Raw genomic sequence first — 13,530 nt, 5'->3', positions numbered from 1 at the left:
CCGCCGGGCGTATGACAGCATGGGGCCATGCGCTCAATCATCGTACGAGTCATCATCAACGGGCTGGCCCTTGCAATCGCCTGCTGGATCCTCACCGGGCTGGATATTTCCACCCAGAGTGACGGCACCATCAGCATCATCTTGGGGTACCTGTTCATCGGCCTGATCTTCGGTCTGGTGAATGCCTTCGTCAAGCCTATTGTCAGCCTCCTGTCGCTGCCGATCACTATCCTCACCCTGGGCCTGTTCACCGTGGTCATCAACGCGGCGATGCTCTACCTGACGTCCTGGATCAGCAGCTACACCACTGTGCACTTCACCATCGACTCGTTCTTCTGGACCGCCGTGTTTGCCGCCATCATCATCAGCCTGGTGTCCCTCGTGGCGAGCTTCCTTCCCGCCCTCGATCGCTAGGGGCGCCCGGGCTGCGCTGCGGTCCCGGAGGGGTTGCGGGGGTTGCCCGCGGTGCCGGCCGGGCCTCGCGCCGGAGCGAGAACCGGGTCACCGTCGCCGCCCCGCCAGTCCCCACCACTGCGGCCAGGGCGGCCGTGGAGTCCTGCAGGGTGTTGTCCCGGCTCGCGGAGACGAGCGCGGCCCCGTCGGCGTAATTCTCCAGCCGGTGCCCGGGGCCCAGGCCGAAGTCCTGTGGTGGCGGCACCGCCAGCGGGTTGGTGAGGGTCACGGTCACCCGGTCCCTGGTGTCCGGGTTCGCCAGTCCGTCCGCCCCCGGCACCCAGTCCTGCTCATGTTCCAGGTGCAGGCTGCGGATCCCCGGCGCGGGTCTGATCCCGCCCACCGGGGAGCCCGCGGTCAGCACGAACTTGAGGTCATACTCGGCCAGGACAGCGCGGTCCTTGCTGAGATTCATCGCGTGGATCCCGCCCTGGCTGTAGCCGACGGCCACGAGCTGATCGCCGGCCTCGGCCCCGGCCTGCCGCAGCGCCTCCCTGATGGCCTGCGCCGTCGACGCCGAGTCATAGCCCAGGGCCTCGGCGATTCCGGCAGGGTCGAAGGGGTTGGTGCCTTCCGGCAGGGCGCCCTGCTGGGTTCCGGGGATGATCACCACCCACGCGGGCCGGGATCCGCCGTCGACCTCGATAACCTCGATCCGGCCGCCCTGCTCTCCCACTGCCCCGGCCCGCCGCAGCAGCCCGGCCGGTGAGAGGTCGACGTCGGCCGTAAACCTCTCCCGGCCCACGATGCTGACGGGGCGGGGCTTGAGGAACACGAGCCCCGGCGCTTCCGAGGCGTCCCGCACCAGGCGGCGGATGTCAGCGGGCCCGGCCAGGGCGCTGGCTACGGCGGCCAGGGGCCAGGGCAGGCCAAGCAGCACGGCGAGATTCCGGGGCGCCATGGCGACCCAGCCTTCAACAGTGCCGCGCACCCCGGGCAGGGCGAAGGGCTCCGGTGCTGCGCCGTACTCGGAGCCGTGCAGTCCCATCCGCAGCAGCAGGGCATTCCGGGCTTCGGCATATTCGTATTCGCGGTGACTGGCGCGGACGTCGTCGCCGATCCGCTGAAGCTGGGACCGGACGCGTCCGACGTCCCGGCCGGCCTCCCCCACAGCAATGATGGCGTTGCTGCCGCTGGTGTAGGAGTCGGACTGATAGGGAAAGAGTGCGCGCCGGACGGTGTCGGCCTCCACCTCAACCATTTGCAGCTGCCGGACCAGCCCGTCCAGTGCCGCGGCACCCGCCAGCAGCTCCTCGAACTGGAAGCTCACCCCGCCGATTCCGCCCCGGATGAGCAGGCTGCCGTCGCGCGGCGGCGCGGAAACCCCGGGGCTGCCGCCGGAGCCCGCCGGACTCGACTCGGCCATCAGGGTCCCATCCGGTCCGCGGGCTGCGCCACGTTCCGGGCGTGCCGGAGCACCACGGCAACAGCATCGAGCAGCGCGTCCCGGCTCCGGTGCAGCGCGGCCGCGTGCAGGGACAAGGCCACACGGTAGGCGCGGCCGGCCGGTGACTGCCACGACTGCAGCTCGAGACGGGCGAGGGCGGCGAGCACCGCATCAGCCTCATCGGCGCACCGCGCAACGCGCGCAGCGAACTGCTGGACTTCATAACTGCGCGACGCGCACTCCAGGGCGTCGGCGGCCGTCACGCCAAGAACCGCCATGTCCTGCACCGCCATGTCCTGCACCGCCATGTCCTGCACTGCCACACTGCCCCCGGGTCCCGGTGGCATGCCGCTGCTGACCGGCCTCATCCCGGCCTCACCCCGGCCTCATCCCAGTGACCTGCCTCATCCAGCTGTCCATGAACCGACGCTAGCGGGCTGGCCCGTGCCCGCTGAAGAGAGCCGCCCGGCTATGTGGACAACGTCCCGGACCGCCAGGCACTGCAAGCCGGCAATGTCATCCGGCAATGTCACAAGGACGGGGGCGCTTAAGGCCCGACGGCACTTCGTGAAAGAATCGCCATATGCCTGAAACTGCCGCCACAGCTGATACCCGCACGCCGTCCGGACGCCTGGCCCTCGCCGCGTCCGACCACCAGATCGCGCTCGGCCCGCTGGATGGCCGCTACCAGTCCGCCGTCGCACCGCTGGTCGACTACCTTTCCGAGGCCGCCCTGAACCGCGACCGCGTGGCTGTTGAGGTCGAGTGGCTGATCCACCTGACCGGCAACAGCGTCCTGCCCGGCGCCGGGCCGCTCACGGCGGAACAACAGGAGCAACTGCGTGCGATCGTCACGGAGTTCGACGCCGCCTCCGTCACCGAACTGGCCGAGATCGAGGCCGTTACGGTCCACGACGTCAAGGCCGTGGAGTACTACATCGGCCGCCGCCTGCCCGGCATCGGAATCGACCGGCTGACCGCCATGGTGCACTTTGGCTGCACCTCGGAAGACATCAACAACCTCTCCTACGCCCTGGGCATCAAGGGGGCCGTGGAGGATGTGTGGCTGCCTGCGGCCCGCGCCCTCGTCGGCCAGATCAGCGCCATGGCCGGGGACAACCGCGCCGTGCCGATGCTCTCCCGCACCCACGGCCAGCCCGCCACGCCCACCACGCTGGGCAAGGAACTGGCCGTCATCGCGCACCGGCTCAACCGGCAGCTGGACCGGATCGCCCGCACCGAATACCTCGGCAAGATCAACGGCGCCACCGGCACCTACGCCGCCCACGTCGCCTCCGTCCCGGGCGCCGACTGGGAGCAGGTCGCCAAGGGCTTCGTCGAAGGCCTCGGCCTGACCTGGAACCCGCTGACCACCCAGATCGAAAGCCACGACTGGCAGGCCGAACTCTATGCCGACGTCGCGCGTTTCAACCGCATCCTGCACAACGTCTGCACCGACATCTGGAGCTACATCTCGATCGGGTACTTCGTGCAGATCCCGGTGGCAGGCGCCACGGGCTCCTCAACCATGCCGCACAAGGTGAACCCGATCCGTTTCGAAAACGCCGAGGCCAACCTTGAGATCTCCTCCGGCCTGCTGGACGTCCTCGGCTCCACCCTGGTCACCTCCCGCTGGCAGCGCGATCTCACCGACTCCTCCTCGCAGCGCAACATCGGTGTGGCGTTCGGCCACTCGCTGCTCGCCATCTCGAACGTTGCCAAGGGCCTGGACCGGCTCAAGGTTGCCGAGGACGTGCTGGCCGCGGACCTTGACACCAACTGGGAAGTCCTCGGCGAGGCCATCCAGATGGTTATGCGCGCCGAGGCCATCGCCGGCGTCGACGGCATGGAAAACCCGTACGAACGGCTCAAGGACCTGACCCGCGGACAGCGCGTGGATGCCGCCCGGATGCAGGAATTCGTCCAGAGCCTCGGCTTGTCCGCCGACGCTGAAGCCCGCCTGCTGGCGCTGACCCCGGGCAAGTACACGGGCATCGCGGACCAGCTGGTGGACCACCTCAAATGAGGCTTCTGCTCATCCGGCACGGCCAGACGCCCGGCAATGTGCTGGGCCAGCTGGACACGGCGCACCCGGGGCCCGGGCTGACCGAACTCGGCGAGCGTCAGGCCGAGACGTTGTCCCGCGCCTTGGCGAACGAGCGGATCCTGGCCCTGTACGCCTCCACCCTGGTTCGGACGCAGATCACAGCGGCACCGCTCGCCCGGGTGCACGGGCTTGAAACCGAGGTGCTGGAGGGCCTTCACGAGATCGAGGCCGGGTCGCTGGAAAAGCGCACGGACCACGAATCGCACAAGCGGTACATCGGCACCATTTTTTCGTGGGCGGACGGCGAGCTGGACCGCCGGATGCCTGCCGGTCCCAGCGGCCGGGACTTCTTTGAGCGCTACGACGCCGCGATCGCCAAAATAGCGGCACGGACAAACGGGGCGGGGGGCTCAGGATCCGTGGCCGTGGTCAGCCACGGCGCAGCCATCCGGGTGTGGGCCGGCCTGCGGGCGGACAACATCGAACCGGACTTTGCCATCAGGCACGTGCTGGACAACACCGGAATCGTGGCGCTGGAAGGCGATCCCGCCAACGGCTGGGAACTCATCCACTGGGACGACAGTCCCGTGGGCGGACTGGCACTGGCGGATCCGACGGCGGAGGATCCCACCGGCCGTCCGGCGTAGCGGGCCCGTCCGTCCCCGGCGGGCGTACAGGCCGTCCCGGCGGGGCGTACCGGGTCTGGACTCCTCACGGGAACGCGGCGATGATGAAAACAGGCGTGGGGACAGGATGGTCGGCCGCGGCATGCGGTTGAGCCCGCGCAGTGGAGGCGCAGGGGCATGTCACGCAAATCGGTACACCGGGGGCATGCGCCCGGCCGCGTTTTCCCCGGCTTCGATGAACAGTTCCTCGCGGCGTACTACGAGCACGCTGCGCCGGAGGACCTCCAAGGCTACAGTCCCGAAAACCTGGAGCAGCGCTCCAGGCACCATGCGGAACTAGCGGACGGCCGTCCGGCGGGCACGGCGGCCGTCGACATCCTGAACGAAAGCGACGCCAGCGTCCTGCTGGTGGTTGCCGACGCCATCCCGCACCTGATCCATTCGCTTACTGCGGAGCTGGCCCGCCAAAACGAGTCCATCCGGTTACTGGTGCATCCCAATTTTCTGGTGCGGCGGGATCCGCGGACTGATCGGTTGGTGGAGGTACGGCATGGGTCCTCGCAGTCCGGACCGACGGGCCCAATTGCTGGCGTCCCGGGCGCCGCGGCGACCGGCCCGGTCCAGGACCCGCCGGGGTGGAGATCCGAAACGTGGGTGGCGGCAGAGATAGGCCGCCTGCCGGGGTCACGGGCCATCGCGGAGCTCATCGCCAACGTGCGGCGTGTCCTGGCGGACGTCCAGTTGGTCGCTGATGACACCCCAGCCATCCACGCCCGTCTCGCCCGCACCATCAACTCCCTGGACCTGCTGCCCGCCGGCACGGTTCCGACTCCGGAGCAGCTCGGTGAGCTCCTGGGCTGGCTGGACCGCGGCAACTTCATGTTTCTGGGATACAGCGAATATGAATACTCGACGGCGGAGGGCCCGGATGTTGTGTCGTTGCTGCCCGGCGCCGGGCTGGGCCTGCTCAGGGACGGGCGGCCGGAGGCCCGCCAGCCTGTTACGGGGCTGCCCCATTCGCAGGTCCTCACCATCTCCATTTCGGATCTGAGATCATCCGTCCCCCGTCCGGCTTACTTGGATGAAATCCTCGTCCGGACCTTCGGTAGCGCCGGGAAGGCCACGGGAGAAGTCAGGTTTGTGGGCCTTTTCGCCCCGGGCGCCACGGGCCGGTCCGTGCGGCGCATCCCGCTCATCCGGGACAAGGTACGCGCCATCCAGGAGCGCTTCGGCTTCACCGAGGCCTCCCACCCTGGCAAGCAGCTCCTCACCGTCCTCGAGTCCTTCCCCCTGGACGAGCTGTTCCACCGGGACCTGGATGAACTTTCCGGGCTTGCCCGGGAGATCCTGCGCCTGCAGGCCCACCACCAGACACGGGTGTTCCTGCGCGCTGACAGCTACGGGCGCTTCATGACCGCGCTGGTGTTCCTCCCCCGGGCCAGGTACAGCACGGCCGTCCGCCTCCGGATTGAACACGAGCTTAAACAGGCTTTCGGGTCCTCCTCGCTCGAGTTCGAAGTCAGGCTTAGTGAATCCCCGATGGCCCGCGTGTTCTTCCGGATACTGTTGCCCGCCGGCGGGATGCCCGACGTCGATCCCGCTGAAGTGGAGCGGAGCGTTGTCAGCGCAACGCGGACGTGGGCCCAGGGCCTGGACGAAGCGCTCCGTGACAGGTTGCCGTCGGCGGAGGCCAGCCGGTTGTCGGCGCTGTGGTCCGCCGCCTTCCCGGCCAGCTACCGGGCTGATTTCGAGGTCGAGGACGCGGTCGAGGACATCACTACGTTTGAGCGGTTCGATCTCGACGGCACGGGCGGGCGGCCGCTGAACGATCCTCAGCTGGCCGTTTATGTCCGCACCGATGCCTCCCCGACGCTGGCCGAAGACGCCCGGATCCGGCTTTACCTGACCACCGCCCACAGCCTGACGCGGATCCTGCCGTTCTTCCACAACCTCGGACTGGAGGTGCTGAACCAACGGCCATTCGATGTGGTGCGCGGGAGGGACCGGGCCTTGTTCCTCTATGACCTTGGCGTCCGCTACCCGGCCGGCGTGGATCCGTCCCGCACCAGCGGGCTGCTGGGGGATGCCTTCGGAGCTGCCATGCGCGGGGACTCGGAATCGGACCGCTTTGACGGCCTCGTCCTCCGGGAGGGCATCGAGTGGCGCCAGGCGGCAATCCTGCGCAGCTATGCCAAGTACCTGCAGCAATTGGGCACAACGACCTCCTACGGCTTCATGGCCGATACCCTGCTGGTCAATGTCCGGGCAACCCACGCGCTCCTGGCACTGTTCAGGGCCAAGTTCGATCCCGAGCTGGAAGCGGCACGGCGGTTGGGGGACACCGACGCGGCCCGGAGGGATCTGCTGGCCGCGATCGACGACATTCCCGTCCTCGACGCCGACCGGCTGCTGCGCACCTTCATGAACCTGGTGGAATCCACGCTCCGCACTAACTACTTCCAGACGAAGCCCCACCTGAGCTTCAAACTGAACCCTTCCGCGATCGCGGGCGCCCCGCTTCCCCGTCCCAAATACGAAATCTGGGTGTACTCGCCCCGCGTGGAAGGCGTCCACCTGCGCTTCGGGGCACTGGCCCGGGGCGGGCTGCGCTGGTCCGACCGGAGCGAGGATTTCCGCACTGAGGTCCTTGGCCTGGTCAAGGCGCAGAACGTGAAGAACTCGGTGATAGTGCCAACCGGCGCCAAGGGCGGCTTCTATCCCAAACAGTTGCCGGACCCGGCCATGGACCGCGACGCGTGGCTGACGGAGGGCCTGGAATGCTACCGGACCTTCGTCCGCGGGCTGCTGGACATCACCGACAACCTGGTCACCACCGCCCACGGCGAAACAGTGGTGCCTCCGGCGCGACTGGTGCGGCACGACGTCGACGACTATTACCTCGTGGTGGCGGCGGACAAGGGAACAGCGTCATTTTCCGACGCTGCGAACGCGGTGGCCGCGGAGTACGGCTTCTGGCTGGGCGATGCCTTCGCGTCCGGCGGGACCGTGGGCTATGACCATAAGCAGATGGGCATCACGGCCCGCGGGGCCTGGGAATCGGTGAAACAGCATTTCCGCGAACTCGGGATGGACTGCCAGGTGGAGGACTTCACAGTTGCCGGCATCGGCGATATGGGCGGCGACGTCTTTGGGAACGGAATGCTCCTCTCCCGCCACATCCGGCTGGTGGCGGCTTTCGATCACCGCCACATCTTTCTTGACCCGGCGCCGGATGCGGGGGCCTCGTTCGAGGAACGGCGGCGGCTCTTTGCCCTCCCCCGCTCATCTTGGGCGGACTACGATCCAGCACTGATCAGCGAGGGCGGTGGTGTCCACTCCCGCCGGGCCAAGTCCATCAGCATCACGGACCAGGTCAGGAGCTCTCTGGGCCTGGAACCGGGACCCGTGTCCCTGCCGCCGCACGCTCTGCTTCAGGCCATCCTCCGGGCGCCCGTGGACCTGCTGTACAACGGCGGCATCGGAACTTACATCAAGGCGTCATCAGAGGCCAACACCGGGGTTGGCGACAAGGCGAACGACCCCGTCAGGGTCAACGGCAATGAAGTGCGGGCGAAGATCATCGCCGAGGGCGGGAACCTCGGAATCACGCAGCTCGGGCGGATCGAGGCCGCCCTGTCCGGCGTCCTGCTCAATACCGACGCCATCGATAATTCAGCCGGCGTGGACTGCTCGGATCATGAAGTAAACATCAAGATCTTCGTGGACCGGATGATCGCGGCGGGAAAGATGTCGTCGCCGGAACGCGCCGGCTTCCTGCATTCCCTCACCGACGAGGTGGCCCGCCTTGTGCTGGCCAATAACGCGGACCAGAATGTCCTGCTCTTCAACGACCGGCACCTGGTGCGGGAATGGAGCCCGGGCTTCGAACGGACCATGGACTGGCTCGAGAACGCCACGGACCTTGACCGCAAGCTGGAGGGCCTGCCAAGCAACGAACAACTCAGGGAACGGCTGCGGTCAGGTGAGGGGCTGACCGCGCCGGAACTGTCGGTGCTGGCCGCCTACGCAAAGATCGAACTGGCAGCGGAGCTCAACGCCAGTGACCTTGCCGATGACCCGTGGTTCCGGCGCGTGCTCCGCGGCTACTTTCCACGCCAGCTGTCCGAACGCTTTGAAGCAGAGCTGGCGGACCACCCGCTGCGCCGCCAGATCGTGTGCACAGTGGTGGCCAACGACATGATCAATCTCGGCGGAATCACCTTCGCCTTCCGTGCCACCGAGGAAACCACTGCCACCGCCGCCGCTGTTGCCAGGGCCTTTGTGGTGGCGCGCGAGGCCTACGACCTGCCGTGGATCGTCACCCGGCTGGCCGCACTCCCCGCCGGATATCCCACCGAACACGTCGCCGAGGCGACGCTGCACATGCGCCGGATCCTCGACCGGGCCACGCGATGGTACGTGACGCACGACCATCGCGACCAGCCCGTTGCCGCGGCCTTGGACAGGATCATGCCCACCCTGGAACTGCTGCGGACCCAAACATTGGACTACCTCCGCGGCTCCGACCTGGACCGCGCGGAAGACAGACTCGCGCACTGGGCCGCCGTGGGGATGCCCCGGGAGCTGGGCCTGCGCGCCTCGGACCTGTTGGAGAGTTTCGGGTTGCTGGACATCTCCCTAATCTCCGAACAGGTGCGCGAACCCATCCCCACTATTGCTGACCTGTACTACGCGGTGTTCCAGCGCATCGGCGCCGCGAACCTGCTGCTCAGCATCACCGACCTGCCCCGGCAGAGCCGCTGGGAGTCTCTCGCGCGGGCAGCCCTGCGCGACGATGTGTATTCCGCCGTAGCCGACATGACCGTGTCGGTAATGGCGACAACCCAGGGCCTGAATGCCACCGACGCCGGCACGTCCGATGCCGTGGAGCGCATCGTGGCCTGGGAACGCGGGCACCAGGAGCAGCTGGCACGGATCAAGGACACCTTCGCGGAAGTGACCAAACCGGGCCAAGTGGATATCGCCTCGATCTCCGTGGCGCTGAAACTCCTGCGGACACTGGTGCGCCGCTAGGCTGTGGCCGTCGCCACGTCGACCCGGAAAGTCGAGCCGGAAGCCGCAACTGCACTGCCATCCATCCACAGTTCTCGCGACGCTTACCGGCAGGAAACACAGCCGAAACCGCTGGTGCCTAGCCTTGGACTGCATAACACTTCGGCGAATCGAGGCAGTGATGCAGACCAACCCGCGGCTCAACATCCGTCAGGTCACTTGGGCAAACCCCGTCGGAGCGGACCTGAGGGCAGCCCAACAGGCGGAACTCGAGGCCCGCTTCGGCCGGCCCGACCACGAACCCGGGCCGCCGCCGTCGGAAGCTGACACGGCGGTGTTCCTGGTGGCGCACGACAAGGCCTCGGGCCAGCCGGTGGGCTGCGGCGGCCTTCGCATGCTGGACGCCACCACCGCCGAAATCAAACGCCTCTACGTACTGCCCTACACCCGTGGCTCAGGAGTGGCGAGCTCCATCCTCGCGGCCCTCGAAGCCCACGCCCACGCGCTGGGAATCACCACCCTGACGGCGGAGGCCGGCTCGGTGCAGACCGACGGGCGGCAGTTCTACGAGAACTCCGGCTTCGTGTCCGTGCCGAACTTCGGGCCTTATGTGGGCCTGGTGCACTCGTACTGCTACGCGAAGCCGATCGATTCGCACAGCGCCGCGCACACCGCCATGGCGTGAGGCCGCGCGCCGCCCCGGGCCGGCTGCGTCACACAACGCCGCCGGTCACGGAGTCGGCTAACCTCGCACTATGGAATCGGCCGACATCACCTTCCGCACCCGCAAATGGGTGCGGCCCGAGGACCTCAACGCCAACGGCACCCTGTTCGGCGGGAGCCTGCTGAAGTGGATCGACGAGGAGGCGGCCATCTACGCCATCCTGCAGCTGGGCAACGGCCGGGCCGTCACCAAGTACATCTCCGAAATCAACTTCGTCAGCTCCGCGGTCCAGGGCGACCTGATCGAGATGGGTCTGACCGCGACCCGTTTCGGCCGGACGTCGCTGACGATGCGGGCCGAAGTCCGGAACATGATCACGCGCCGCAGCATCCTCACCATTGATGAGATCGTCTTCGTGAACCTGAGCCCGTCCGGGAAGCCGGAGCCGCACGGTTATACCGAGATCACCTACGACCGGGACCGGATTCCGACGCACCATCTGACCGAGACCCTGGACCAGGACTAGCCAGGCCCAGCAGCGCGTCCCGCACAGGCTGGCCCCGCTCCGCCAGGGCCAGCCGCATCACGGCCGACGACGCCCACCGCAACGCCTGCGTGCGGAGGTGGCGCGCCCGGTTGTAGGCGCTCAGCGCCTCGTCCACGGGCCGGTTATTGAGCAGCGCCGCGAGGGTCACGGCGTCGACCAGCGCCTCGCAGGCACCCCGGCCGAGGTTGGGTGTCATCGCGTGGGCGGCATCCCCTAGCAGTGCCACCCGGGAGCGGACATAGCGACCAAGCGGCGGCGTCGTCCAGATCCGCTGCACCAGGGTCGTTTCCGGTACCGCATCGGCCAGGACGTCGCGGATGCCCGGGGCGTAGCCTCCGTAGCGGGCGCGGGTCTCCGCCAGGACCGCGGCGACGTCGAGGCTTCCCTGTCCCGCCCCGGTGCGGAACGCCGCGTACCAGTTGGTCCCGGCCGCCGCGGGACCAATCCCGAAGAGCTGCCCGCGGCCCCAGTATTCGCCCGTGAGCCCACGCCACAGCGATCCGGGAACCACGCCGCGGACCGCGACGTAGCGGGTGGGCCGGGCACCGGAGCGGGCACCCCAGCAGCTGCGGCGCACCGCGCTGTGGACACCGTCGGCGCCCACCACGAGGCCGGCAGGACCAGGCCGGACGACGTCGAGGCGGCCGGACACCCGGCGCACGCTGCCCGGGACTGCACCGTCGAGGAGCCGGATGAGATCAACCCGGGAGACGCCGATCAGCCCCGTCGCCTGCGCTGATGTCCAGGCCCTGCCGGAGGCCGCCCGGACGGTCATGCCGTCGATCACCGGGCTGGCCTCCCTGACGGCGTCCAGGATGCCCAAATCGCCCAGGGCGCGCTGGGCCGCGGGCCACATGGCCAAGGATGTCCCCACGGTCGGGAGCCCGTACCGCTGTTCGGTGACAGTGACCTCGAAACGCGCGGGATCCAGCCGGGCTGCAAGAGCCAGCCCGGCGATGCCGCCGCCGATGATGGAAACAGCCTGCGGGCGGGGCCGATCATGCGGTTGTTCGGTCAGGTCCAGAAGTCGTCTGCCTTGGCCGTGTCCTCGAAGAACTCCCGTCCTTCCGCGATCTGTCCGTCGCGGACCACGAACGTGATGACGGTCGGCATGTCCAGGGTTTTGCCGTTGGCTTCCCCGTGGGTTTGCTGGATCGCGACCGTATGGTTTTCCCCGCCGACGATGTCCTCGACGTTGGCTTGGAAGTGACCTTGGGTGCGCGCTCCCAGTTCACCGAAGTACGCCAGGATCGCGTCGCGGCCCTGTTTGGTTCCGGATAGCACGCCGCTTCCGGCAACGTGCCAGACTGCGTCCTCCGCGAACAGGTCGCTGAGGGTCGCCATATCCCCTGCGTTGAAGGCCGTGTAACCCCGCCGGACCAGTTCAACATTCTCTGCGGTTCCCATGATCGGACACCTCTCCATCGTCCTTGTCGGGTCATGCTGGGACGGTTATAGGCTAGTCCTGGCCCCTAGGCCTGTCGATGGAAATATCAACCCCCTGCCGGGATTCCGGCCGGTGCTCTAGCGGGCGCCCGGCCAGCCGGTGTAGGCCTCCGCAAGGTAGGCGCTACCGTGGCGGGAGGACACCACGGACTGGAGCTCGCCAAGCTGGCGGGCGCGGGAGAAATCATCGGCGCCGGCAGGGGTGTGCAGCATGGAAGTCATCCAGTAGGAGAACTGCTGGGCCTTCCACACCCTGTTCAGGGCGCGGTCGCTGTAGGCGTCCAGGAGCGCGGTGGAGCCGCTGGCATAGAAGCTGTCGAATCCCTCGAAGAGGACCTTGACGTCATGCAGCGCCAGGTTCAGGCCCTTGGCCCCGGTGGGCGGCACCGTGTGCGCGGCGTCCCCGGCGAGGAACAGGTTGCCGTGCCGCATGGGGGCGTGGACGAAGCTGCGGAATTTCAGGACTGTCTTGTCGATCACGGGCCCTTCCTTGACCTCGAAGCCGTTGCCGTTGACGCGGCTGCGGAAGGCGTCCCAGATGCGGTCCTCATCCCAGTTGTTGACGTCCTCGTTGGGGTCGCACTGGAAGTACATCCGCTGGACCGTCTCCGTGCGCTGGCTGATCAGGGCGAAGCCGTTCTCCGAGTTGGCGTAGATCAGCTCGTCGGAGCTGCGCGGCGCCTCGGCCAGGATGCCGAACCAGGCGAAGGGGTACTCGTGGAAGTACCATTTGCGGTGCGCCTCGGGAATCTGGAACCGGCAGTGGCTGCGCGAGCCGTCCGCGCCGGCGATGAAGTCGGCCTGGACCTCGTAGTCGACGCCGTCCGCATCGGTAAACCAGACCTTGGGCTTGGCTTCGATGTCGTGGATGGTGGTGTCCGTGACGCCGTAGCGGACATCGCCGCCGTCGGCCTTCCTGCGTGCGGCGAGGTCCAGGAACACGTCCGTCTGCGGGTACAGCCACACCGATTCCCCGACGAGGTCCTGGAAGTCGATCCGGTGGCTTTCGCCGTTGAACCGCAGTTCGATTCCGTCATGCCGGTCGCCGTCACGCAGTACGCGGTCGGAGACACCGCTGTCGACGAGCATGTTGACCGAGCCGTGCTCAAGGATGCCGGCACGGACCGTCTCGGAGATCTCCTGGTGGCTGCGGATCTCCAGGACGGTGGATTCGATGCCGGCCTTGGCCAGCAGGTGGGACAGCATGAGTCCGGCCGGGCCGGCACCGATGATGGCTACCTGGGTGGTGATGACTTTTCGCTGTGCCATGTGCGTCTCGCTTCGTTGCGGGGTCCGGGCGGTCGGAGCCGGGGCCGTTTTCGTCTTCCGGCTAACAGTGTGCTCCCC

11 protein-coding genes are annotated in these 13,530 nt (G+C 67.7%); 6 read left to right on the top strand and 5 right to left on the bottom strand.

Annotated elements, in window-relative coordinates; translation table 11 throughout:
* Positions 1-27: 27 nt before the first annotated feature.
* Complete coding sequence (locus AC1D1W_RS05090) at positions 28-414, top strand: phage holin family protein (protein ID WP_028277592.1); 387 nt, start codon at positions 28-30, stop codon at positions 412-414.
* Here the strand turns inward: AC1D1W_RS05090 and AC1D1W_RS05085 are convergent.
* Both AC1D1W_RS05085 and AC1D1W_RS05080 read right to left on the bottom strand, forming a co-directional pair.
* Positions 365-1,819: a hypothetical protein gene (locus AC1D1W_RS05085; RefSeq protein ID WP_476943112.1), complete on the bottom strand. Its 1,455-nt coding sequence runs from the start codon at positions 1,817-1,819 to the stop codon at positions 365-367. The two genes, AC1D1W_RS05090 and AC1D1W_RS05085, sit on opposite strands and share 50 nt — an antisense overlap.
* Positions 1,819-2,163, bottom strand: coding sequence for a hypothetical protein (locus tag AC1D1W_RS05080; protein ID WP_243178080.1), 345 nt, complete (start codon positions 2,161-2,163; stop codon positions 1,819-1,821). The genes AC1D1W_RS05085 and AC1D1W_RS05080 overlap by 1 nt, the downstream gene beginning before the upstream one ends.
* A 260-nt stretch (positions 2,164-2,423) precedes the next feature.
* Here AC1D1W_RS05080 and purB point away from each other — a divergent pair, with 260 nt between their 5' ends.
* The 5 genes from purB (at position 2,424) to AC1D1W_RS05055 (ending at position 10,716) form a co-directional block, all read left to right on the top strand.
* The gene (purB, locus tag AC1D1W_RS05075; RefSeq protein WP_476943111.1) at positions 2,424-3,866 is read left to right on the top strand and encodes an adenylosuccinate lyase; all 1,443 of its coding nucleotides are present in this window, start codon (positions 2,424-2,426) and stop codon (positions 3,864-3,866) included.
* On the top strand, positions 3,863-4,534 hold the full coding sequence (locus AC1D1W_RS05070; RefSeq protein WP_243178082.1) for a histidine phosphatase family protein: 672 nt from the start codon (positions 3,863-3,865) through the stop codon (positions 4,532-4,534). Before purB ends, AC1D1W_RS05070 begins: the two co-directional genes overlap by 4 nt.
* A 156-nt stretch (positions 4,535-4,690) precedes the next feature.
* Positions 4,691-9,547, top strand: coding sequence for an NAD-glutamate dehydrogenase (locus AC1D1W_RS05065; RefSeq protein WP_476943110.1), 4,857 nt, complete (start codon positions 4,691-4,693; stop codon positions 9,545-9,547).
* 160 nt (positions 9,548-9,707) lie between these two features.
* Positions 9,708-10,211 carry a GNAT family N-acetyltransferase gene (locus AC1D1W_RS05060; protein ID WP_043436378.1) on the top strand — a complete coding sequence of 168 codons (504 nt, stop codon included), beginning with the start codon at positions 9,708-9,710 and terminating at the stop codon, positions 10,209-10,211.
* A 70-nt stretch (positions 10,212-10,281) separates the two neighbouring features.
* Positions 10,282-10,716: an acyl-CoA thioesterase gene (locus AC1D1W_RS05055; protein ID WP_079555099.1), complete on the top strand. Its 435-nt coding sequence runs from the start codon at positions 10,282-10,284 to the stop codon at positions 10,714-10,716.
* Here the strand turns inward: AC1D1W_RS05055 and AC1D1W_RS05050 are convergent.
* The 3 genes from AC1D1W_RS05050 to AC1D1W_RS05040 all read right to left on the bottom strand — a co-directional run bounded on the left by AC1D1W_RS05050 (position 10,655) and on the right by AC1D1W_RS05040 (position 13,452).
* Entirely contained in the window at positions 10,655-11,707 is a 1,053-nt protein-coding gene (locus AC1D1W_RS05050; protein ID WP_243178398.1) for an FAD-dependent monooxygenase, read from the bottom strand. The genes AC1D1W_RS05055 and AC1D1W_RS05050 overlap by 62 nt on opposite strands.
* 44 nt (positions 11,708-11,751) lie before the next feature.
* On the bottom strand, positions 11,752-12,144 hold the full coding sequence (locus AC1D1W_RS05045) for a nuclear transport factor 2 family protein (protein WP_043436380.1): 393 nt from the start codon (positions 12,142-12,144) through the stop codon (positions 11,752-11,754).
* 117 nt (positions 12,145-12,261) lie between these two features.
* A complete protein-coding gene (locus AC1D1W_RS05040) occupies positions 12,262-13,452 on the bottom strand; it encodes a 4-hydroxybenzoate 3-monooxygenase (RefSeq protein WP_243178084.1) in 1,191 nt (396 codons plus the stop codon).
* Between the last annotated feature and the right edge of the window lie 78 nt (positions 13,453-13,530).

It is taken from the genome of Arthrobacter sp. P1_B4 (assembly GCF_056406555.1).
Note: the sequence above shows the minus strand (reverse complement) of the source record. Positions and strands in the feature narration are given on the sequence as shown.